The sequence below is a fragment of the Pseudomonas sp. GM50 genome, from assembly GCF_000282375.1.
Classification (GTDB): domain Bacteria; phylum Pseudomonadota; class Gammaproteobacteria; order Pseudomonadales; family Pseudomonadaceae; genus Aquipseudomonas.
Map to the genome: position 1 here is coordinate 1 of NZ_AKJK01000059.1, position 22,339 is coordinate 22,339.

The window sequence follows — 22,339 nt, forward strand, 5'->3', positions numbered from 1 at the left end:
GGAGCCGTAACCCCTGTGGGAGCGAGCCTTTGTGGCGAGGGGGCTTGCCCCCGTTGGGTGGCGAAGCCGCCCCAAACCTGCGGCCCCGGTGTATCAGGTATACCGAGTGCGTTGGTTTTACGACTGCTGCGCAGCCGAACGGGGGCAAGCCCCCTCGCCACGCTGTTGCTCTTGCAAAAGGCGCCAAAAGCCCACGTTTATGGCAAACTTCGCGCCTATAAACGCCAGCCCCGCGGTTTTGAGCCTTCACGGGCCCGGGCGGATCGGAATAAAGCGATGCCAGGTTTGCGTCCGGACCTGGAATAGACCCTTTGTGTGTTGGTACGTCGGTGCCAGCGCTTTCTGCCTGAACGGATTAGAGAAACGACCATGCATAACGTCGTCATCAGCGGCACCGGCCTGTACACCCCGGCCAACAGCATTTCCAATGAAGAGCTGGTGCAGTCTTTCAACGCTTACGTCGCGCTGTTCAACGCCGACAACGCCGAAGCCATCGCGCGCGGCGAAATCCAGGCATTGACCGAATCCAGCGCAGCGTTTATCGAAAAAGCATCTGGCATCAAAAGCCGCTTTGTCATGGACAAGGACGGCATTCTCGACCCGCAACGCATGGCACCACGCTTGCCCGAGCGCTCGAATGACGAGTGGTCGGTGCTTTGCCAGATGGCCATCGGTGCGGCCGAGCAAGCCTTGCAGCGCGCCGGCAAGACCGCCGCTGACATCGACGGTGTTATCGTCGCCTGCTCCAACCTGCAACGCGCCTATCCGGCCATCGCCATCGAAGTTCAGGAAGCGCTGGGCATCCAGGGTTTCGGTTTTGACATGAACGTCGCCTGTTCCTCGGCGACTTTCGGCATCCAGGCTGCGGCCAACAGTGTGCAACTGGGCCAGGCTCGGGCGATCCTGATGGTCAACCCTGAAGTCTGCACCGGTCACCTGAATTTCCGCGACCGCGACAGCCACTTCATCTTCGGCGACGCCGCCACGGCGGTGATCATCGAGCGTGCGGATCTGGCGACGTCCAAGTACCAGTTCGACGTGGTCAGCACCAAACTGCTGACCAAGTTCTCCAACAACATCCGCAACAACTTCGGCTTCCTCAACCGCGCTGCGGAAGAGGGCATCGGTGCCCCCGACAAACTTTTCGTGCAGGAAGGCCGCAAGGTGTTCCGCGATGTCTGCCCGATGGTCGCCGAGCTGATCGCCACGCACCTGGAAGAAAACCAGCTCAACGTCAGCGACGTGAAGCGCTTCTGGCTGCACCAGGCCAACCTCAGCATGAACCACTTGATCGTCAAGAAGCTGCTGGGCCGCGAAGCCACCGAAGAGGAAGCCCCGGTGATTCTCGACACCTATGCCAACACCAGTTCGGCCGGTTCGGTGATTTCGTTTCACAAGAATCAGGACGATCTGGTCAGCGGTTCGCTGGCGGTACTCAGCTCGTTCGGCGCCGGTTACTCGATTGGCAGCGTGATTCTGCGCAAGCGCTGAATTTGCCTGAAAAGACGCCTGAAAAGATCGCAGCCTGCGGCAGCTCCTACAGGATTGGATTTCAACCCGCTATCGTGGTTGGATACGATCGACATGTAGGAGCTGCCGAAGGCTGCGATCTTTTTCTTGTGTCCCCATTCATTCGGATAAGAGGCATCAATGGCTGCCGCTGACGACGCTCAACTGCTCGAACGCCTGCTGGCGGGCGAGCAGAGGGCTTTCAAGGAACTGGTCAGCACTTACCAGAGCGCCATGCGCGCGGTGGCCTATGCCATCGTCGGCAACCGACACGTCGACGAAGTGGTACAGGATGCCTGGCTGTCGGTGGTGCGCAATCTCGGCGGGTTCGAGGGGCGTTCGAGCCTCAAGACCTGGCTGCTGACCATCACCGCCAACTCGGCGAAGAGCCGCTACAAGCTAAACCGCCGGGAAGTGCTGCTCGATGACCTGCCGTCGCCTCACGGCACGCTCGATGACGATCGTTTTTCATCCACTGATGGTCATTGGCTGGTGGCGCCATACGCCTGGCACCAGGACACGCCAGAGGCCTTGTTGACCGAAAACGAGCTGCGCGAATGTCTGGAGCACACGCTGCTCAGCCTGTCGGAACTGCAAAGCAGTGTTTTGCTGTTACGCGAACGACAAGGGCTGGAGCTGGAAGAGATCTGTAATCTTCTGGAGATCTCGCTCTCCAATGTTCGTGTGCTGCTGCATCGGGCACGGTTGAAGGTCTTTGCGACCGTGGAGCATTTTGAGGAAACCGGCGAATGTTGACCTGCAAGGAACAAGTGGCGCGCTCCAGTGATTATCTCGATGGCCAGTTGAGTTTTCGAGAGCGACTGATGGTGCGGCATCATTTGATGTTCTGCCCCAATTGCCGGCGGTTCATTCGGCAGATGCGGTTGATGCAGGCCACCCTGAAAGTGATGCCCGAGCCGCCTGTTCCTGATCTGGATGCGCTGGCTGAACGGCTTGCCAACGAACATCTGAAGAACAAACCGTAGTTTTCCCGCCCGTAACATCCCCCTTCAGCCGCTCTGGTTTGCGGCTTGCAGCTGATCTTTTGCGGCTGTTTTTCTGTTATTTCAATTCGAAGTAAAAAAGTTCCCCTGTCATAAAATCTTTATCTATCAGCAACCCGGCTGAAATACCCCGCCTCCAAGATTCCCTCCCAACACAAGCGGGCCAGACCCGCGTGTTTCCAAGCTACAGACCACCAATTAGGGGAACTCTTCGATGATCCGTAAGCACTTCGCCGGTTTTGCCGCCAGCGCATTGGCCATGGCAGTAACCGCCCAGGCTTTCGCTGGCACCGTCACCACTGACGGCGCCGATATCGTAGTCAAAACCAAGGGCGGCCTCGAAGTCGCCACCACCGATAAAGAATTCAGCTTCAAACTCGGCGGTCGCTTGCAGGCTGACTACAGCCAGTTCGATGGTGTCTACACCCGAAACGGCGATACCGCCGACGCTGCCTACATCCGTCGTGGCTTCCTGGAGCTGTCTGGTGTGCTGTACACGGATTGGGCTTACACCATCAACTACGACTTCTCCCACAACAGCGGTGATTCCGACAACGGTTACTTCGACGAAGCGTCGTTGGCCTACAACGGCTTCAAACCGGTCTCGATCAAAGTCGGTCGTTTCGACCCGGACTTCGGCCTGGAAAAAGCCACCAGCTCCAAGTGGGTCACTGCGCCAGAACGCAACATGGCGTACGACATGGTCGATTGGGCGAACAGCCACCAGAATGGCCTGGGCCTGCAAGCCTCCAGTACCTTCGCTGATTCGTTCTACGCTTCCGCCGGCGTGTTCAGCAAAGACACCGACGATACCGATGGCAACAGCGTTAAACAGGTCAACGGCCGCTTTGTATTCGCGCCGATGCATGACGCCGGCAACGTGCTGCACTTCGGTGTGAACGTCGCGTCCCGTGATGTCTCCGACACCGCCTTCGATTCGCGTTATCGCACCCGCATGGGCATGCGTGGCGTTGAAACCCTCGGCGGCAACGATGCCGGTACCAACGGCAACCGTCCGGTGCTGGGCGGCAGTTCCACTTCGCCTGCCGGCTCTTATGACCGTGACGACGCTGTCGGCCTGGAAGCCGCATTCGCCATGGGCCCGGCCTCGATCCAGGGTGAATACATCACCCGCAAGACCAAGGCCGATGCCAGCAACGTTGAAGACATCAAGGGTCACGGTTTCTACGTTCAGGGTGCCTACACCCTCACCGGCGAAGCCCGTGGCTATAAAGTCGGCAAGTTTGACGCAATCAAGCCAGCCAACAAGTCCATCGGCGCCTGGGAGCTGTTCTATCGTTACGACAGCCTGACCGTCGAAGACGACAACATCACCACTGCCAGCCTGACCCGCGATGTCGGCGATGCCGAAGCCAAGGTGCACACCCTGGGCGTCAACTGGTACGCCAACGAAGCGGTAAAAATCACTGGCGCCTACCTCAAGGCCAAGACGGACAACGTGACCAATGCCACAGCTGCCAGCGGTACTACCCCAGCACGTCGCACGGGTGATGACAGCGGTGACGGCTTCGTGGTCCGCGCTCAATACGTGTTCTAAATTGCAGTAAACGCTGTAAGAGCTCTTTCTTCATCCGTTAAAGCTCCTCTCGTTTAACCCCGCTTCGGCGGGGTTTTTTTTGTTTCGGGTTAGGCAATCAGATAAGCGATACTCCTCCCATCTGTAGGAAATGATGGTCGGGGATACTGATGCCGCTGCAACGTCTGGAAAGTCTGTCCGAAATCGCGCCGCACACCTGGGACGCGCTGGTGCCGGAAACTCAGCCGTTTCTGCGCCATGCCTTTCTGAGTGCGCTGGAAGACAGCGCCAGCCTCGGCCCGCATTCCGGCTGGCAGCCCGAGCATCTGTTGCATGTTGAAGGCGATCGTCTGATCGCCGCACTGCCCAGTTACCGCAAATGGCATTCCTACGGCGAGTACGTGTTCGACCATGGCTGGGCCGAAGCCTGTGAGCGTGCCGGCATCGACTACTACCCCAAGTTGTTGACGGCGGTGCCGTTCAGCCCGGTCAGCGGGCCGCGATTGCTGGCGGCGACGATCGAGGACGGTTTCGAACTCCTGCAAAGCCTGCCGGGTTACCTTGAGATCGAAGGACTCTCCAGCGCCCATATCAACTTCACCGATCCATTCACCGACGCGGCATTGGCCGAACAACCTGGCTGGTTGCAGCGCATTGGCTGTCAGTATCACTGGCAGAATCGCGGCTATCGGGATTTTCAGGACTTCCTCGACGCCCTCAGTTCGCGCAAGCGCAAGCAAATGCGCAAGGAGCGTGAGCAAGTGGCCGGGCAGGGCATCGACTTCGAATGGCTGGAAGGGCGGCAACTGGATCAGGCGCAGTGGGACTTTGTGTATGCCTGCTACGCCAATACCTACGCGGTGCGTCGGCAAGCGCCGTACCTGACGCGGGAATTTTTCAGTCTGCTGGCCGAGCGCATGCCGGAATCGATTCGTGTGGTTTTGGCCAAACAAGGCTCACGACCGGTGGCCATGGCCTTCAGTCTGGTCGGAGGCGACAGCTTTTACGGTCGTTACTGGGGCTGCCTGGCAGAGTTTGATCGCCTGCATTTCGAGACCTGTTTCTATCAAGGCATGGACTACGCGATTGCCAACGGCTTTCAACGTTTTGACGCCGGCGCTCAGGGCGAGCACAAGTTGATTCGTGGCTTTGAGCCGGTGATCACCCATTCCTGGCATTACCTGCGCCATCCGGGCTTGAAGTCGGCGGTGAAAGACTTCCTTGAGCGCGAACGTGTCGGGGTCATGGGGTATGCAGAAGAAGCGAAAACCGCCTTGCCTTACCGGCAAGGCTGATCTTCGCGTTATGTCCCTTGTCAGCTGTCTTCTTTGCCCAGCCAGCGATACATCACACCGCCGATGACCGCACCCAGAATCGGCGCCAGCCAGAACAGCCACAGTTGTTGAATCGCCCAACCGCCGACAATCAGCGCCGGGCCCGTGCTGCGGGCCGGGTTGACCGAGGTGTTGGTGACCGGAATCGAGATCAGGTGGATCAGGGTCAGCGCCAGGCCGATGGCGATGGGCGCCAGCCCGGCCGGGGCGCGTTTGTCGGTGGAGCCGAGAATGATCAGGATGAACATGGCGGTCATCACCAGTTCACTGACAAACCCCGCCGCCATCGAGTAGCCGCCGGGCGAGTGTTCGCCATAGCCATTGGATGCAAGGCCGCTGGCCAGTTCGAAGCCGGGTTTGCCGCTGGCGATGAAGTACAGCAGAGCCGCTGCGATGATCCCGCCAATCACTTGGGCGATGATGTAGGCGGGCAGTTCTTTGGCCGGGAATCGTCCGCCGACGACCAGCCCGACCGACACCGCAGGGTTGAGATGGCAGCCCGAAATGTGGCCGATGGCGAAGGCCATCGTCAGCACCGTCAAACCGAATGCCAGGGACACTCCCAGCAAACCGATCCCCACGTTTGGAAACGCCGCCGCCAGGACCGCACTGCCGCACCCCCCTAACACCAACCAGAACGTTCCCACCAATTCTGTAGCCGAGCGTTTGAACAAAGACATAGCGAATTTCCCTGTCGAGATAACACTGTCGTTGTGCATCCGGCAGATGGACTACAGAACCATCTCCAGAACCTTGGCTGAGTACAGCAGGGTTTTTATGAAATTCCAGTGACCATAAAAACCGCCAGAGCCTGTGCCTAAAGGGTTATGGCGGTTCGCCGACCTAATATGTGCGGGCTCATGTGGCGAGGGGGCTTGCCCCCGTTCGGCTGCGAAGCAGTCGCAAATCCGGCGTATGCGGTATGCCTGGCAGAACGAGGGGTGCAGGTTTTAGGACTGCTTCGCAGTCCAACGGGGGCAAGCCCCCTCGCCACATGAGTCTGTTCCCACAGTGGCTAGTCATCGTGTCAGTAGAGACTGTCACGCACTCTCGCCGGTGCTTCCCGGTCATACGCTTCGGCATCGAACTGCCCGTCGTTCAGGCGCTTGTGAAACGCCCCGGCGGTCGGCAGGGCAGAGCGTTCGAGGTGTTTGTGCGGGTTCCACAAATCCGAACGCACAATCGCTTTCGAGCAGTGAAAATACGCTGCTTGCACCGTCACCAGCATCACCGTGCGCGCCGGTTTGCCATTGACCGCAAAACTTTCCAGCAACCCGGGATCGGCGCTGATCTGCGCCGTGCCGTTGACCCGCAACGTCTCGCCAATTCCCGGGATGATGAACAGCAGCGATACCCGCGAATCGAGCACGACATTGCGTAGCGTGTCGATGCGGTTGTTGCCCGGTCGATCCGGAATCGCCAGCGTGCGTTCGTCGACGATCCGCACGAAACCCGGCGTATCGCCACGCGGCGAACCGTCCATGCCGTCGGGGCCGACCGAGCTGATAATCACCAGTGGCGAGGCGCGGACCATCGCCTGATAGTCCTCGTTCAGAAACGGGATCTGCTTGCGCACCGCGCGGTCATGGGGCAGGCCGTAGATCGCTTCCAGCGCTTCGATTGAATTCAACATCGTTCATCCCTCTACGAATCAGAAAACCAGCCCCATCCGCCGTTCGTAACCGATCCGGCCCTTGTACGCTTCGCCGCTGTCGACAAAGCCAAATTTGGCATACAGCGCGATGGCCGACTCATTGTCCGCATCCACCGACAACTCCAGCCCTTTGATTTCCGGCCAGGCCTGGCGCGCAACCTCGGGCAGGGCTTGCAGGCAGGCTTTGCCATAGCCTTTGCCCTGGGCGCGGCGATCGACTTGCAGGGCGTGCAGGGTGGCGCTGTGTTCATCGGCCCAGGCCGGCAACACCGGCGGGCGCTTGAGCAGCAGGAAAGCCACCGGAACATCCTCCACCAATAGCGCAAATCCTTTGACGCCAGGGCCTGGCTTGGACAGCAAAGTGTGCAACGCACCATGAATGTCGCCGGAGAATTTGATCTGTTCGGCGTGGATTTCGATGGCCTCGACCTGTTGGCGCTGCAGGGCGTTCAGGCTTTCGTAAGGCACGAGTCGGGCAGTCACTGGAGGGTCCTTTTTCCAACGGAAATGAACCTCGGATTCTAGCGAATTTGCCCCCATGGATTATTTTTATTTCGGCTGTCGATTTGGCATTTCGCCAGACGACTAAGGGTGTCTTCAACAAAAAATCACGGAGAACCATCATGAATGCTCAAACACAAATCCATAACCTGATCGAGAACTACCGCCAGGCGGTCATCGCCAAGGACGTGGAAAAGGTCATGGCCCTGTACGCAGACGACATCGTTTCCTTCGATGCGGTCAAAGCCCTGCAATTCAAGGGCAAGGCGGCCTACCGTGCGCATTGGCAGGAATGCATGGAGATGTGCCCGGGCCCGCACATTTTCGAGTTCCACGAGATCGACATCGTGCCGTCGCAGGAGATCGCTTTCGCGCACTGGCTGGCGCATTGCGGCGGCACCAATGAAAAGGGTGAAACCCAGGCCTGCTGGATGCGCGTCACCGCCTGCTACCGCCAGGAAGCGGGGCTATGGCAGATCGTCCACGAACACTGGTCGGCGCCGTTCGACATGACAAGCGGCGCGGCACTGTTCAACCTGGAACCCTGATCGTCGGGCTGATCGTCGGGAAAGGGCGCCAAAATGCCAATCCGCAGCCATAGTTGATCCGTTCGATCAGGGTACAGTCCCCAAGAAATGGAGAGCCCCCATGAAGTATTTATGCCTGGTCTACAGCAACGAGCACGAATTGCACTCGCTGCCAGAAAGCCCCAATGACGCCGAGTGCATGGCGTACGCCGAGTCGATCCAGGGCAGCGGCCGGATGCTCGCCGCCGAAGCGCTGGAGTCGGTGCAGACCGCGACCACCGTGCGCATGCGCAACGGCAAAATGTCGGTCACCGATGGCCCGTTCGCTGAAACCAAGGAGCAGTTGGCCGGCTTCTACCTGATCGATGCCAAGGACCTCAATGAAGCCATCCAGGTCGCCGGCAACATCCCGGCGGCCCGGGTCGGCTGTGTCGAGGTGCGGCCCGTTCGCCAGCTCAATCCCTGAATAACCATCACGACAGGAGTTCTTTCATGAGTCCGCAACCCGTGCAACGAAAGCCCGCTGAAGGCATGCCGGACTGATGCCTGGCGAGTCAGTACGGGCGCGAGTCGAGCAGGTCTACCGCGAAGACTCGCGGCGGATTCTGGCGACCCTGATCCGTCTGCTCGGCGATTTCGACCTTGCCGAAGAGGCGCTGCACGAGGCGTTCTTCGTCGCGGTCGAACGCTGGCAGCGTGACGGTGTGCCAGACAATCCGCGCACCTGGCTGGTGTCCACCGGGCGTTTCAAGGCCATCGATGTGTTGCGTCGGCGTGCGCGTTTTAATGCGTCCCGGCCGATGTTGATCGCTCAACTGGAAGAGCTGGAGCAGGCTGACTGGAGTGATGAAGATGTGGAAGACGATCGCCTGCGGCTGATCTTTACCTGTTGTCACCCGGCATTGGCGGCGGATGCTCAAGTGCCGTTGACCCTGCGCGAAGTCTGTGACCTGACCACCGAAGAAATCGCCCGGGCCTTTCTCTCGGCGCCGGCCACTATCGCCCAACGCATCGTGCGGGCCAAGGCGAAGATTCGTGACGCGAAAATCCCCTATCAGGTACCCACCCTGACGGAACTGCCTGAACGTCTCGACAGCGTGCTGCGGGTGATTTACCTGGTGTTCAACGAAGGCTACTCGGCGTCTATCGGCAACGAATTGACCCGCGAAGACCTGACGCGCGAAGCGATTCGTCTCGGTCGGTTGTTGATGGAATTGCTACCCGAACCGGAGGTGATGGGGTTGCTGGCACTGATGCTGTTGCATGAGTCCCGGCGCCCGGCCAGGACCTCATCGAGCGGTGAACTGATTGTGCTGGATGAACAGGATCGCTCGTTGTGGGACGCCGAGATGATTGCCGAAGGCTGTGCATTGGTAGAGCGGGCGCTGACGACGCGGCGTTTCGGGCCTTATTGCCTGCAAGCGGCAATTGCGGCAGTGCACGCCGAAGCACCGACGGCGGCGGAGACGGACTGGCCGCAGATTGTTGGTCTGTACGACGTACTGCTGCGTGCCGTGCCGTCGCCGGTGATCGAACTCAACCGCGCCGCGGCGCTGGCCAAGCGCGATGGCCCGCTGGCCGGGTTGATGTTGATCGAAGGGATTCTGGCGCGGGGCGAATTGCTGGATTACCACCTGGCACACTCGGCGCGGGCAGAGTTTTGCCGGCAGTTGGGGAGGGTGGAAGAGGCGCGAGCGGCGTATGAGCGGGCGCTGGAATTGACGCAACAGGTGCCGGAACGGCGGTTTATCGAGGGGCGGCTGCGGGCGTTGGAGTGATGTGATCTTGCGGGCCCCTTCGCGGGCAAGCCTCGCTCCTACAGGATTGAGTTGATCACACCTCTGCGATTCGACCCGAATCTGTAGGAGCGAGGCTTGCCCGCGAAGGGGCCCGCAAGACCTTCACTCCAGCATCTTGCTCAACAACCAACTCCCCGCCGGCCCTGGCGGGTGCAGCCGCGACCACAGCGCATCGACGCACACCGGTTTCGGCCAGCCGCGCATATTCAGCTCCACCAGCGAGCCGGCCCCGAACCGCCCCACCAACCAGCGGGGCAGCGGCGCCCAGCCGAACCCGCCCTGGGCCATTTCCAGCAACATCAGATAACTCGGTGCCGACCAGACGCGCCCCTTCGCCCGGCTTTCGTACGGATTGACGATTGTCGCCAGACGCAACTCGCGGTGCTGTTGCAGCACGTCCTGATCGATTGCGTTCAGCTTCGCCAACGGGTGTGCATGGGACACGAACAGGGCGATTTCCGTGCGCTCGTCCACCGTCGAACTGACCAGATCCGGTGGATAACTGTCCTGCATCTCGGCGAAGGCGACATGCGCTCGACCGCGTTGCACCAGTGCCACCAGGTCATCGCATTCGGCGATCAGGCATTCCAATTCCAGGTCTGGGTAACGCTGCTCGAAAGCACTGAGCGCCGCTTCAAAACGGTCGGACTGATAGGTGTCGGAAATCGCCACGGTCAGCTTCGGCTCGACGCCTTGGGACAGCTGGCTGGCGGTCATTTCCAGGCGGCTGGTGGCGGCCAGAATCTCTTCGGCCCGCTGCAACATGACGTGCCCGGCCGGGGTCAGGCTCGGCTTGCGGCTGCTGCGGTCGAAGAGGACAAGGTTCAGGTCGACTTCCAGGCTGGCCACCGCGGCGCTGATGGTCGACTGACTGCGACCGAGCTTGCGCGCCGCGGCGGAAAACGAACCTTGAGTCGCCGCCTGGACAAACGCCAGCAGCACTTCGTGGGAAGCCATGAGCTATCGCCTTGATCGATGGTTATTGGTTATGAAGTATCGGCGTGATGACGGATCATGGCAACCATAGTCACTCAGGGAGTCTGGCCATGAACGCCAACAAATCCATCACTGAACGAATTTTCCAGGCCATCGGTTTCGAACTGCTGGCGATATTGATCTGTACCCCGCTACTGGCCTGGATCATGGACAAACCCATGCTGGAAATGGGCGCGGTCACCATGGCCATTGCAGCCCTGGCCCTGGCCTGGAACGTGGTCTTCAACGGCCTGTTCGACCGGCTGCTCAAGCGCTTTGCGATTGTGCGTAACGCTTGGGTCCGCGTGGTGCATGCGCTGTTGTTCGAAGGCGGGCTGGTCGCGTTCGGCGTGCCGTTGATTGCCTGGTGGCTGAAGGTCAGCCTGTGGCAGGCGTTCCTGCTGGACATCGGCGTACTGCTGTTTTTCCTGCCGTACACCTACGTCTATCACTGGGGTTACGACGTGGTGCGTGAGCGGTTGATGGTGCGCAGGGCTTGCGAGGTTTAAAAGCAAAGATCGCAGCCTGCTCATCCAATCCACAACCGGACCCGCCTTTTGTAGGAGCGAGGCTTGCCCGCGAAGAACGATAACGCGGTCATTCGGTTAAACCGCGGTGCCTTCTTCGCGGGCAAGCCTCGCTCCTACAAAGGCGGGTTGTGTGTCAGACGTGGAAGTAACCCACGCACGAATCGAACGGCAGGCGCTTGAGTTCGATCTTGTTCAGGTCGAGTACTTCGCGCAGGGCTTTGGTTTCGCCCGGGAAGTTGCGGTAAGCGACTTCGTCGAGTACCACGATCGCGCCTTTTGGCATGTACGGCAGGAAGGTTTCCAGAGCGACTTTGGTCGACTCGTACAGGTCGGTGTCGAGGATCAGCATCGCCACCACCAGGTCCGGGCGGGTCTGGACCCACTCCGGCACAGTCTTGACGATGTCGCCTTTGACCAGCTCGCAGCGCGGGATACGGTTGACCGGGCGCAGCAGGTCGTTGGCGTCGATCATGTCCTGGATCAGCGACTGGTCGGTGTCGGAGAACATGGTCTCGTTGACGTCTGCCGGGTCTTCTTTTTTGTCGATGCTCTGGAAGCCTTCGAAGGTGTCGAAGCCGATAATCGAACGGTTGATCGCGTAGGGTTCCAGGATCATCGACAGGTGCATGTAGAGCATCAACGAGTTGCCCTTGTACACGCCGCACTCAATGATCGCGCCCGGGATTTCGGCGACTTTCTTGAACAGCTCCATGCGCGACAGAGCAGCGGTCACGCCGATGCGGTTGGCGAAGACGAACGGCGCGTCGGCCACGTACTCGGCATCGACCCGTTTCAGGACATTGGCACGGGTTTCGTTGTACTGGGCCTCGGCAGGCGTGATGCGACGCTTGGTCATTGGTCGATTCCTTGGAAATTCGAAAAGTCGTGGGCGTGGAAATAGTCTTTGAAACCGGCGCCGACGTCAGGGCAGGCGCTGTCGACATTGATTGCGCCGCGCTTGTGCTTGAGGTCGTCGAGGTGCATCAGGCGGAAGTCCACGCTGAAGCGGGTTTGTTCGGTGTGATTGGCGACCGTGCCGTGCAGATGCGAGCCGGAGAAGATCAGCATCTCGCCGGTGTTGCCGGCGATGCGCATTTCAGACGCGGTGTTGATCGCCTCCAGCGGCACCGGGTGCACGCGGACTTCCTCTTTGAGGTTGTCCTTGGCCTTGTGCCGCTGGTTGTTGATCCAGTCGTTGAGGCTCCATTCGCTGGAGGTGTTCTTCACGGGCACGTCGAAGTAGCCAGCGTTGATCATCATGGTCTGGTCGGGGCGAATGGTATGCACCGGCATCCAGGTGTTGATCTGGCAATCGACGCTGCCGTACCACGTGTCGCGATGAGGCTTGTAGGCGTAGCTGACACCGGCGTGCAAGTAGTCATAGTTCGGCACCACGCGAATGCGCGGCACGTCGAAAATGTACTCACGCGGGTCGACACCGATCTCGTCGATAAACGACAGGATCAGATCCTTGGCGCGCTGGCTGTTGGTGAACTGGCCTTTGAGGCGCGTCACCAGTACCACGAATTCTTCCACCGGCATCAGCGTGTGCAGCGCCTGGTGATTGGTCTCGCCGTCGAAGGCGGCGGTGATGCTTTCCTGGGCGAATGCACACAGCTCTTTGGCGGCGCGTAGCTGGGTGTTCAGGAAGATGTCGCCGGCGTAGATGGCTTCTTTAAAGTCAGCTTTGTGCTGAAGCTGATTGATGTACAGATTCACGATCCCACTCCTGAATGCATCGAGTCTCTTATGAGTCGGCCACACGTTAGCAAACTGAAGTGCAATCCGGCGGGGGGTGGATCAATAAAGGCGCAATCCCCTGAATTTGCGACGAAATGCTTTCGCCAGGCAAAAAAACTCCCTGTAGGAGCGAGGCTTGCCCGCGAAGGCGTCTTCACATTCAACGATGATTTTGACTGTTAGACCGCTTTCGCGGGCAAGCCTCGCTCCTACAGGGGGCCGTGTGGTCAGAACAGCTTGGTGAACAGCCAGTACAAACTGCCCGACAACACAATTGCCGCTGGCAAGGTCAGCACCCAGGCCATCAGCAGGTTGCGGATGGTCTTCATCTGCAGGCCACCACCGTTGGCGACCATGGTCCCGGCCACGCCTGAAGACAACACATGGGTGGTCGACACCGGCAGGCCGAACATGTCGGCGGCGCCGATGGTCAGCATCGCCACGGTTTCCGCCGAGGCGCCTTGGGCGTAGGTCAGGTGCGTCTTGCCGATTTTTTCGCCGACCGTCACCACTATGCGTTTCCAGCCAACCATGGTGCCCAGCCCCAGTGCGATGGCCACCGCGATTTTTACCCACAGCGGAATGAACCGCGTGGCGTTGTCGATCTGTTGCTTGAACAATTGCAGCTTGCCGGTGGTGTCGGCGTCGAAGTTGCCGACCTTGTTCTTGTCCATCAGGCGAATGGTTTCACTGGTCAGGTACATGTCGTTACGCACGTTGCCCATCGCTTCGGCCGGGACTTTCGACAGCGAGCCATACCCCTTCACTTCGTTACCGATGTGGCCCGCCAGTGCGGCGAGGGCGGGGATCAATTGCGGCGTGGCTTCCTTGCTGCGCATGTAATCGGTCAGCACTGGGCGTGGATCGGCGGGAGCCGGCAGTGGCGAATTTTTCATCAATGCTTGCTGGGTGACTTCGGCCACTGCGGCGAATTGCAGGGACTGATCCGCTGGCATGGTCCGGTTCAGCGCATACGCCATCGGCAGGGTACCGACCAGGATCAGCATGATCAGGCCCATGCCTTTCTGGCCATCGTTGGAACCGTGAGCGAAGGACACACCGGTGCAGGTCAGAATCAACATGCCGCGAATCCACCACGGTGGCGGGGTGTCGCCCTTCGGCGCCTTGTACAGCGCGCGATTTTTGACGAAGGCGCGCAACGCCAACAGCAACAGCGCAGCAAAGGCGAAGCCGATCAGTGGCGACAGCAGCAACGCGTAACCGACTTTGGTCGCCTGAGCCCAATCCACGCCACTGGTGCCGTCACGGCCGTGCATCAGGGCATTGGCCACGCCGACACCAATGATCGAACCGATCAGGGTGTGCGACGAAGACGCCGGCAAACCCAGCCACCAGGTGCCGAGGTTCCACAGGATCGCGGCGATCAACAGCGCGAAGATCATTGCGAAACCGGCGGAGGAACCGACTTGCAGAATCAGCTCTACGGGCAGCAGGGCGATGATGCCGAACGCCACCGCGCCGCTCGACAGCAAGACCCCCAGGAAGTTGAAGAACCCGGACCAGGCCACGGCGAAATTCGGCGGCAGGGAGTTGGTGTAGATCACCGTCGCCACGGCGTTGGCGGTGTCGTGAAAACCGTTGACGAACTCAAAGCCCAAGGCAATCAGCAGCGCGACACCCAACAGCAGAAACGGCGTCCAGGTGGTGACCACCGTGCCGAGTTCGCTCATGTCGTGCATCAGGCTGTAGGCGGTGAATAACAGCCCACTGCCCAGCACCGCAAAGAACATCACGATAGTGAGCAGGCCGGGTTTTTTATCGAGCTGCGGCTTGGCGCTGCTGGCGGGAGCCTGGGCAGCGCTGGTGAAGGAAGGCGTAGCCATGCCGGATAATCCTGAGCAGAGAAGGAGTATTGGTCATGATCGTTGCTAAATATTACAGAGAGGCTGCGCTGGGTCAGTGTTTGGTTTTTTTGTGGGGCCGCGATCCGACGATCACACAATCCCCGTAGGAGCGAGGCTTGCCCGCGAAGGCGATCTAACAGTCAAAATCATCGTTGAATGTGAAGACGCCTTCGCGGGCAAGCCTCGCTCCTACGGGGACGGGGACGGGGACGGGGACGGGGACGGGGACGGGGACGGGGATGGTGGGGATGGTCGTGATCAATAATCCTGCCGCTTGCGAAACGCCCAGCGCCCGGCAATCAGGGTAAACGTCGCGACCAGCGCCACCAGGATCCAGAACCCCTCCGGATCACCGGAAAGCGGCACGCCGCCGACGTTCATGCCGAAGAAGCCGGCGATGATGTTGATCGGCAGCGCCAGCACCGTGACCACGGTCAGGGTGAACAGCGTGCGGTTGCTCTGTTCGTTGAGGTTGGCGGCGATTTCTTCCTGCAACAGCTTGATCCGTTCACCGAGGGCCGTGAGGTCGTTGATGATCAGCGCGAACTCCTCGGTGGACTTGCGCAGCTCCTTGACGTCCTCCTTCTGCAACCATTGCGGTGGACGATTGAGTAAGCGCAGCAACGAGCCCGGCTCCAGCGCCAGCAAGCGTTGCAGGCGCACCAGCACTCGGCGGTTGGCGCCCAGCTCAGCCCGGTTGGTCGACAGGCGCGAAGACAGCAACTCATCTTCGATCTGATCGACACTGAGGCTGGTCTTGCGCACGATCTGCGTCAGCACTTCACCCTGATCGCGCAACAAATGCACCAGCAACTCCAGCGGTGAGCGAAAGCACTCACCGGCCTTCACCGAAGAGCGCAGCTTGTCCACCGAGTGCAGCGGTTGCAGCCGCGCGCTGATGATCAGCCGACTGCGGGCGCAGACCCACAGCGTTGAGACATCCGAGGAGACCATGCTGCTGAGGTTGAACACCACATCGTTGACCACCGCCAGCAACGCCGAATCGACGTGTTCGATACGCGTCGAGCGAGAACCTTCGTGCAGCGCTTCGAAAAACTCATCGGGCAATGCCAGATGGCTTTTCATCCAGCGCTCGCAGGCGGCATGGGCCAGGTTCAGGTGCAGCCAGAGAAACTCATCACTGTCGTCCGGTTGTTGCAGGCAGTGCAGCGCCTTGGCCGAGTCGATCTCCCGGCCGCGCTCGCCGGGGCGAAAACTGAAACCGTAAAGCAGGCCGAACAGGTCGGAATCGCGATGGCGTTGGTCAATGCTGTGGTTCATGAGGTCTCGCTGTGAGGAGGCGCCTGTCGCAGGTTTCACAGGTTCACTTGTGCCCCATCATCGCAACGTATTTTGAAGGTTTTGTGACAGTTGAATGGCGCCGGAAATCCGCCTCCTACCGGTGGTCGGAGAACGCTCAAGAAAGGCTCTGGCACGCCGATGACGCTGATGTAGATCTTTCGATTCTGGTGGTGAACCAGCGTCGCTGACAGGGATGTCCAGACATCTTGCATGCCACTTGGGCGTGCCTTATCCCTGTCATGAGATATCACTCGATGTTTTTGCAAAAATCCCTGAGAGCGCAAATCCTCGCCCTGTTGAGCGGCAGCCTGTTGGCGATGTTGCTGATCGCTTTGGCTTGCTTTCACTTCCTGTCCAATGGCGTTCAGAACTACGCGAACCTGATTGAAGGTCCGTTGCACACCTCGCAATTGATCGATGAAGCCAACCTGCAATTCAAGGTGCAGGTTCAGGAGTGGAAGAACGTTCTGCTGCGCGGCAAGGAACCTGCGAACCTGGACAAATACTGGAAGCAGTTCGAGGACGGTCAGCGCGACGTGCAGGGCATCCTGAGTGAGCTGGCCGGGCAGAAGGGCATCGAGCCACAACTCAAGACCCGCATCGAACGCCTGCGTGAAGAGCATCGTGCATTAGGCGCGGCCTATCAGAAGGGCCGTGATGCCTACGTGGCGGCCGGTGCCGACCCAGCGGCCGGCGACAATGCGGTCAAAGGCGTGGACCGTGCCACCAGCGAACAGATGAATGAACTGGTCAGCGAACTGCGCAAGCAGAGCATCGAGCAATCGAAGCTGATCAGTGCCAGCGCCGATCAGACGGTGTTGCTGGGGCTCGTGGTGATGCTGGTGTCGGGTCTGCTGATTGGCTTGTTGAGTCTGTGGCTGGTCAACCGCAACCTGGTGGAGCCGATCCGCAAACTGATCGACTATGTGGCACAACTCAGCCAAGGGCGCTTCGCCGAGCGCGTGGCCAGCACCCGTCAGGATGAGTTGGGCAACCTGGCCAAGGCCGCCAACACCTTGCGCGATTTCCTCGCCGAAACCTTCAGCCGTTTGCAGCGCAGTGCGACGGACCTGGACAGCGCCAGCGGCGAGTTGAACTCGATTGCCGGCCTCATGGCCAGCGGCACCAACGAGCAATTCAACCGCACCGATCAGGTGGCCACGGCGATGAACGAAATGTCCGCCACCGCGCAAGAAGTCGCGCGCCACGCAGCCGACGCGGCACGTGCGGCCGATGACGCCGACCAATCCGCCCAGCAGGGCGAAAAAGTCATGCAGGGCACCATTCATACCATCACCCAAATGCGCGGCGAAATCGCCAATACGGCCACGGTCATCCGTCGTCTGGAAGCCGACAGCGGGCGCATCGGTAAAGTGCTGGAAGTGATTCGCGGCATCGCCGAACAGACCAACCTGCTGGCGCTCAACGCCGCAATCGAAGCGGCCCGCGCCGGTGAAGCCGGGCGTGGTTTTGCGGTGGTCGCCGATGAGGTGCGCAGCCTGGCCCAGCGCACGGCGGCGTCGATCATCGAGATCAACCAGATCATTCAAACCGTGCAAACCGGCGCAGTGGACGCGGCCCAGGCTATCGAAAGCGGTCAGTCGCGCAGCGAAGAAAGCGTCGAGCAAGTGACCCAGGCCGGCGCCATGCTCGAGCGCATCACCCATGCCGTGGAAGCCATTCGCGACATGAACCGCCAGATCGCCACCGCCGCCGAAGAACAGACGTCAGTGGCCGAAGACATCTCGCGCAACCTCACCGAAATCACCAGCATCGCCAGTACCAACCTGGACAACGTGCAGCGCACCGAAGCGGCCAGCCACAATCTGCATGGCTTGTCGGGGCAATTGAATGAAGTGACGGCGCGGTTGAGCGCCTAGTGAAATGGGCTGTGTATCGGTTCGGTTACCGAGTCGGTACACAGTCACTCTCAAGTTCGCGCCGCGCTCGTCGATGACGGATTTACCAAACTCCACACTGGATAAATCCCATGGTCAGCATCAGCTCCGTTTCGATCAATCAGACCCTGTCGACCTCTTCAAGCAAAGTCGCGATCAACGACAGCACCGAAGACACTTCAGTCGCGACAACTACTGAGGCGTCCGGCGACACCACCAAGGTTTCCGCTGGCGGTGCACCGGCGGCGTCGAGCGACAGCAGCTCCAGCAGCACGGAATCCGATACGGTGAAAGAGTTGCGCAAGCAGCTCGCCGAGCTGCAAAAGCAATTGCAGGAACAACAGCAACAACTGCAAGCGGCCCAGGCCAGGCAGGACAGCGCCGAAGCCAAGGCAGCGAACGTTGCGGCGGCTCAATCGCAGGTTGCGGCCACTTCAGCTTCATTGCAGACGGTGTCGGCGGCGTTGTTGCAGGCGTTGCAGGACGAGGGTGGCAGTACGTCGGGCTCGGTGGTCAGCACCACCGCTTAAGTCCGTGAGGGCAAGCTGAAGGTGAACGTCGTGCCCTGTTGCTCGGTCGATAGCACCTGCAGTTTCCCGCCATGGGACTGCGCAATCTGACTGGCAATGTACAACCCCAACCCGAGGCCGACCTGCGGTGTTCCGCCGGCTGGTTTCGAGTAGGGCAGGAACAGATGCGGCAGCGCATCTTCGGCAATCAGCCCCTGGTTTTTTACGCTCAACACAAAGTGTCCTTCCTTGACCTGCGCACTGACCTCGACCGGGCCATCGGGAGTTCCGTGGACAACGGCGTTCGCCACCAGATTGGATAGCAATTGCGCGACCCGTTCGCGATCGCAATGGATGTTGCTCAGGTCGCCAATCGACGACTGAATGATGCGTTTTGGGTGAATGCTCTGGATCTCGGAAATCACATGCCGCAATGCGTCCGCCAAGTCCGGGCACGGTTCAATGTTCACCGGGATGCCTCGGCCCAGTGAACCCCGCGCGAAGTCCAGCACATCGTCCACCAGTTTGGTCGCCCGTCGAGCGCTGGTGAGGATGTGCCGGGCCCGTTGCTCATTCGCCGGGTCGCAGACTTTGCGCAGGAGCATTTCGGCGCCGGCGCTGATGGAAAACAAGGGGTTGCGCAGGTCATGGCCGAGCACGGCGATGAATTGTTCACGCATTTCGGCGGTTTGGCGTTCCTTGATCAGTGCCGTTTCGGTTCGTTGCAGGTTTTCTTCGGCCTCGATCTGTAGCGCGAGCATCCGGGCGAACGACTCCATGGTGCTCTGGATCGTGCTGGACTTGAGCGGCGCCGGATTGGGATCAAGGGCACAAATGGTGCCGAAAAAGCGTCCGTCGGTGCGCAAAATCGGGACGGCAATGTAGCTTTCGAATTGATAGGTCTGAGGCGTGTGGTGATCGCGGTAGAGCGGATCTTCACTGGCCTTGTCGATCACCACCGAGTGGTGGCCCTGGCGAATTTCGTTGCACAGGGTGGACACCAGGTCCAGCTCATCGCCAACCTGCAAACCGAAATTCAGTCGATCAAGCACCGCGCAGGCAGTCCAGGCCTCTTCGGTAACACGGGCCACCGCTACGAAGCGCAAACCGGTCAACTCACTGATCACCTGAAGAATCGCCGGCACCGCGCTGATCCGGTTGATTGTGGCGATGTCTGCTGCCGCTGTTTGCCCCATATCCTTGGTTCTCTGCTTCAACATGCCAAATGGTTTTGAGGGATTCTAGCGGGCTTGCGCGAATTGTCGCGGCTTCGTTCGTCGCCTCAGTCAACGGCCAGACGCCGAACGCAAAAAAGCCGCACGACCCGAAAGTCGTGCGGCTTTTCTTGCAGTTGAATCATGTGTCTTGTTTGTTGCTCAGAACCTTGCCGGTAGTGGCATCGAAGTCCACGTCCCACTCGGTGCCGTCAGCCATACGCAGTTCAACTTCATATTCGTAGCCGTTGAAGTGGTTATCGAGGTCGGTGTCGGTAATCGTGGCACCCGGGTGCAACTTCAGGGCGGCCTGGTTCAGTTCTTCCAGGGGTTTGATCTTGCCACTCTTGACCAACTCAGGGATCTGGTCGACGCGAACGTCTGCCTGGGCCAGGCCAGCGGTGAGGGTCAGGGCAGCAGCGGTGAACAGGGCAGTTAAGGTTTTCATGAAGTTCTTTCCTTGGATGAGCTGTTTAAGTGGCGTCAGGTTAACCAGCGCAACTTAATTCACCCTTAATTACCTGTGGCGTCTGTTTTAGAGCTTCGCGGGCAAGCCTCGCTCCTACAGGTTTTTTGTACGCCACGATATTGTGGTCGCCATGTAACTTGTGGGAGCGTGGCTTGCCTGCGATGCAGGCGCCACGGTCTCGAATCAATACCCGTTGTTCTGCAACAACTGCGCAACGCTCGCCGCCGCCGGACGCTTATAGAACTTCAGCAGTTCGCTGGCGCGGTTGGTGAAGATGCCGTCGACGCCGGCATTCGCCACCTTCTGATAATCCACCGCATCGTCGATGGTGTAGACGTGCACCAACAAGCCCTGATCGTGGGTGTACTGGTTCATCCACGGTTGCACCAGGTCCGAATAGCTCTGATCGCCACCCTTGGTCAGTGCGGCCGAAGGGCCGGTGCCGATTGCGCCCTGAGCCTTGGCGTACTCGACCCATTGCTGGAACTCGGCTTTGTCTTTCGGTTCCTGCTTGGCGTAGTAGGTCGCTTTGTCCTTGTCACCGGACTCGGCGAACGTCACTTTGGATTTCGGTTCGATGCTGCCTTCACCGACCCACAGCAGCAGGATTTTCGGCACTTGCGGCATTTCCTTCTCGAGCAGTTCGAGGCTGCTCTTCTCGAAGGTTTGCAGCACCACCTTGCCTTTACCCTGGCCGACCGCCAGTTCGCTCTTCGCCAGTTTCGAACCGACCGGGCTCAACCAGCCGCGATCCTGGAGTTTCTCCTTGAGGTCGCGCTCGATGCCGGGAAACTGCTTCGGCTCTTTGGTTTCGATGTACAGGCCCGGCTTATGCAGCGGATTGCCTTGGGCGATGTCGATGATTTCATCCAGGGTCAGGATCTTCAGACCTGCGTAGCTCGGACGCGCACGATCCGGGTAAGCGCTGTTGAACCAGCTGCCGGCATCCAGGGTTTTGAGTTCGGCGATGGTGAATTCGTTGGCCAGGCTGTCCTTGCGTTCAGGGAATTTGCTGGCGACGTCGGTGGTGCGTTGCAGGTTGTTGTCGTGCAGGGCGAACAACACGCCGTCCTTGCTGCGTTGCAGGTCCATTTCCAGGTAGTCGGCACCCAGGTCGCGAGCCAGTTTGTAGGCTGCCGCGGTGGATTCCGGTGCATCGAAAGACGCGCCACGGTGAGCGATCACCGCCGGGTGCGGAATGCCCAGACGGGTCGCCAATGCCGTGGGGCTTGGCTCGTTGGCGGCCTGTGCCTGGCCGAGGCCGAGCATCAGGCTCAGCAGCAGGGCGCTCTTGGTGAAGGTGACAGGCATGGTCGAAGTCCTTTTGCGATGGGTTTTCAAAGACGTATCTTTTAACAACTGAGCGCCGCTTGCGCTATCGCCAGACCGACATAAACGTGTTTAAAGGAGTTTTTTCAGCGCTTTTGTGCGGTTCTTTGCAGTACTCTTGGCCCCGGTAATTTCCCCGGCAGAGGGAAACCCGTTCGCTTGCCCTGCGTGTAAACCATCGATCACCGGTCCTTTGCGACCTTTTGTGAGGTTTATCATGCGCATCACTTCCCAGCTCATTTGCCAGGCCGCCGACCAACTCAAAGGCTTCGTCGGCCTCAATCGCAAGACCGGCCAGTACATCGTGCGCTTCAGCGAAGACTCGTTCGGCATGGACGTGGCTGATGACGGCATCATCCCCACCTGTGAATTCGTCTGGGCTCCTGGCCCCGGGCAGACCATGACGCTCAAGCGTGAACTGATCCAGTTGCTGCTGGACCAGAACATCGACGACCGGATCAACATCACCGAGCCGTTGCGGGTGTATATGAATCGGCGGGAAGTGCCGCAGATTTCGGCGGTGAGGAGTTTGGTGCGGGGTTGATGTTTTGTGGTGTCTGTTCGGGCCTCTTCGCGAGCAAGCCCGCTCCCACAGTGGATCTTATGCGTACACAAAATCCGTGAACGCCCGAGATCAAATGTG

The 22,339-nt window shown here is 59.6% G+C and carries 23 protein-coding genes; 12 read left to right on the forward strand and 11 right to left on the reverse strand.

Annotated elements, in window-relative coordinates; genetic code table 11:
* The first annotated feature begins 369 nt into the window (after window positions 1–369).
* The 5 genes from PMI30_RS15015 (at window position 370) to PMI30_RS14995 (ending at window position 5,345) form a co-directional block, all read left to right on the forward strand.
* Window positions 370–1,491, forward strand: coding sequence for a beta-ketoacyl-ACP synthase III (locus PMI30_RS15015; RefSeq protein ID WP_008009866.1), 1,122 nt, complete (start codon window positions 370–372; stop codon window positions 1,489–1,491).
* 159 nt (window positions 1,492–1,650) lie between these two features.
* Complete coding sequence (locus PMI30_RS15010) at window positions 1,651–2,265, forward strand: RNA polymerase sigma factor (RefSeq protein ID WP_008009867.1); 615 nt, start codon at window positions 1,651–1,653, stop codon at window positions 2,263–2,265.
* Complete coding sequence (locus PMI30_RS15005) at window positions 2,259–2,495, forward strand: anti-sigma factor family protein (RefSeq protein ID WP_007898731.1); 237 nt, start codon at window positions 2,259–2,261, stop codon at window positions 2,493–2,495. Before PMI30_RS15010 ends, PMI30_RS15005 begins: the two co-directional genes overlap by 7 nt.
* Window positions 2,496–2,727: 232 nt before the next feature.
* The gene (locus PMI30_RS15000) at window positions 2,728–4,071 is read left to right on the forward strand and encodes an OprO/OprP family phosphate-selective porin (protein ID WP_008009868.1); all 1,344 of its coding nucleotides are present in this window, start codon (window positions 2,728–2,730) and stop codon (window positions 4,069–4,071) included.
* A gap of 149 nt (window positions 4,072–4,220) precedes the next feature.
* Window positions 4,221–5,345 carry a GNAT family N-acetyltransferase gene (locus tag PMI30_RS14995; protein ID WP_007898733.1) on the forward strand — a complete coding sequence of 375 codons (1,125 nt, stop codon included), beginning with the start codon at window positions 4,221–4,223 and terminating at the stop codon, window positions 5,343–5,345.
* A gap of 20 nt (window positions 5,346–5,365) precedes the next feature.
* Here the strand turns inward: PMI30_RS14995 and aqpZ are convergent, their stop codons facing one another.
* From aqpZ to PMI30_RS14980, 3 genes are all read right to left on the reverse strand, one after another.
* A complete protein-coding gene (gene aqpZ / locus PMI30_RS14990; protein ID WP_008009869.1) occupies window positions 5,366–6,064 on the reverse strand; it encodes an aquaporin Z in 699 nt (232 codons plus the stop codon).
* A gap of 347 nt (window positions 6,065–6,411) precedes the next feature.
* Window positions 6,412–7,017: a pyridoxamine 5'-phosphate oxidase family protein gene (locus PMI30_RS14985; protein ID WP_008009870.1), complete on the reverse strand. Its 606-nt coding sequence runs from the start codon at window positions 7,015–7,017 to the stop codon at window positions 6,412–6,414.
* 18 nt (window positions 7,018–7,035) lie between these two features.
* Window positions 7,036–7,521, reverse strand: coding sequence for a GNAT family N-acetyltransferase (locus PMI30_RS14980; protein WP_008009871.1), 486 nt, complete (start codon window positions 7,519–7,521; stop codon window positions 7,036–7,038).
* Window positions 7,522–7,661: 140 nt separating this feature from the next.
* On the opposite strand from PMI30_RS14980, the gene PMI30_RS14975 reads away from it, so the two are divergent.
* From PMI30_RS14975 to PMI30_RS14965, 3 genes are all read left to right on the forward strand, one after another.
* The gene (locus PMI30_RS14975) at window positions 7,662–8,087 is read left to right on the forward strand and encodes a YybH family protein (RefSeq protein WP_007898742.1); all 426 of its coding nucleotides are present in this window, start codon (window positions 7,662–7,664) and stop codon (window positions 8,085–8,087) included.
* 100 nt (window positions 8,088–8,187) lie between these two features.
* On the forward strand, window positions 8,188–8,532 hold the full coding sequence (locus PMI30_RS14970; RefSeq protein WP_008009872.1) for a YciI family protein: 345 nt from the start codon (window positions 8,188–8,190) through the stop codon (window positions 8,530–8,532).
* Between the two features lie 76 nt (window positions 8,533–8,608).
* Window positions 8,609–9,844: an RNA polymerase sigma factor gene (locus PMI30_RS14965; RefSeq protein ID WP_008009873.1), complete on the forward strand. Its 1,236-nt coding sequence runs from the start codon at window positions 8,609–8,611 to the stop codon at window positions 9,842–9,844.
* Between the two features lie 123 nt (window positions 9,845–9,967).
* Here PMI30_RS14965 and PMI30_RS14960 read toward each other — a convergent pair whose 3' ends face one another.
* The gene (locus PMI30_RS14960) at window positions 9,968–10,822 is read right to left on the reverse strand and encodes a LysR family transcriptional regulator (protein WP_008009874.1); all 855 of its coding nucleotides are present in this window, start codon (window positions 10,820–10,822) and stop codon (window positions 9,968–9,970) included.
* Between the two features lie 89 nt (window positions 10,823–10,911).
* Here PMI30_RS14960 and PMI30_RS14955 point away from each other — a divergent pair, with 89 nt between their 5' ends.
* Window positions 10,912–11,349 (forward strand): multidrug/biocide efflux PACE transporter, encoded by a 438-nt coding sequence (locus PMI30_RS14955; RefSeq protein ID WP_007898746.1) that lies wholly within the window; start codon window positions 10,912–10,914, stop codon window positions 11,347–11,349.
* A 154-nt stretch (window positions 11,350–11,503) separates the two neighbouring features.
* On the opposite strand, the gene PMI30_RS14950 is transcribed toward PMI30_RS14955, so the two are convergent.
* The 4 genes from PMI30_RS14950 to PMI30_RS14935 form a co-directional block, all read right to left on the reverse strand.
* Entirely contained in the window at window positions 11,504–12,226 is a 723-nt protein-coding gene (locus PMI30_RS14950; protein WP_007898747.1) for a TylF/MycF/NovP-related O-methyltransferase, read from the reverse strand.
* The gene (locus tag PMI30_RS14945; protein ID WP_008009875.1) at window positions 12,223–13,089 is read right to left on the reverse strand and encodes a hypothetical protein; all 867 of its coding nucleotides are present in this window, start codon (window positions 13,087–13,089) and stop codon (window positions 12,223–12,225) included. Before PMI30_RS14945 ends, PMI30_RS14950 begins: the two co-directional genes overlap by 4 nt.
* A 248-nt stretch (window positions 13,090–13,337) precedes the next feature.
* Window positions 13,338–14,954: an inorganic phosphate transporter gene (locus PMI30_RS14940; protein ID WP_008009876.1), complete on the reverse strand. Its 1,617-nt coding sequence runs from the start codon at window positions 14,952–14,954 to the stop codon at window positions 13,338–13,340.
* A 279-nt stretch (window positions 14,955–15,233) separates the two neighbouring features.
* On the reverse strand, window positions 15,234–16,256 hold the full coding sequence (locus PMI30_RS14935) for a transporter (protein WP_007898751.1): 1,023 nt from the start codon (window positions 16,254–16,256) through the stop codon (window positions 15,234–15,236).
* 275 nt (window positions 16,257–16,531) lie between these two features.
* Here PMI30_RS14935 and PMI30_RS14930 point away from each other — a divergent pair, with 275 nt between their 5' ends.
* Together PMI30_RS14930 and PMI30_RS14925 are read left to right on the forward strand one after the other, a co-directional pair.
* On the forward strand, window positions 16,532–18,157 hold the full coding sequence (locus tag PMI30_RS14930; RefSeq protein ID WP_008009877.1) for a methyl-accepting chemotaxis protein: 1,626 nt from the start codon (window positions 16,532–16,534) through the stop codon (window positions 18,155–18,157).
* Between the two features lie 110 nt (window positions 18,158–18,267).
* Window positions 18,268–18,705 carry a hypothetical protein gene (locus PMI30_RS14925; RefSeq protein WP_008009878.1) on the forward strand — a complete coding sequence of 146 codons (438 nt, stop codon included), beginning with the start codon at window positions 18,268–18,270 and terminating at the stop codon, window positions 18,703–18,705.
* Here the strand turns inward: PMI30_RS14925 and PMI30_RS14920 are convergent.
* The 3 genes from PMI30_RS14920 to PMI30_RS14910 form a co-directional block, all read right to left on the reverse strand.
* Window positions 18,702–19,880: a GAF domain-containing sensor histidine kinase gene (locus tag PMI30_RS14920; protein ID WP_008009879.1), complete on the reverse strand. Its 1,179-nt coding sequence runs from the start codon at window positions 19,878–19,880 to the stop codon at window positions 18,702–18,704. The genes PMI30_RS14925 and PMI30_RS14920 overlap by 4 nt on opposite strands.
* A gap of 160 nt (window positions 19,881–20,040) precedes the next feature.
* Window positions 20,041–20,346, reverse strand: a complete 306-nt coding sequence (locus PMI30_RS14915; protein ID WP_008009882.1) for a PepSY domain-containing protein — start codon at window positions 20,344–20,346, stop codon at window positions 20,041–20,043.
* Window positions 20,347–20,550: 204 nt separating this feature from the next.
* Entirely contained in the window at window positions 20,551–21,678 is a 1,128-nt protein-coding gene (locus tag PMI30_RS14910) for a glycerophosphodiester phosphodiesterase (RefSeq protein WP_008009884.1), read from the reverse strand.
* A gap of 235 nt (window positions 21,679–21,913) precedes the next feature.
* Between PMI30_RS14910 and PMI30_RS14905 the strand changes: the two genes are divergently transcribed.
* On the forward strand, window positions 21,914–22,240 hold the full coding sequence (locus PMI30_RS14905) for a DUF2025 family protein (protein ID WP_008009886.1): 327 nt from the start codon (window positions 21,914–21,916) through the stop codon (window positions 22,238–22,240).
* Window positions 22,241–22,339 lie beyond the last annotated feature (99 nt).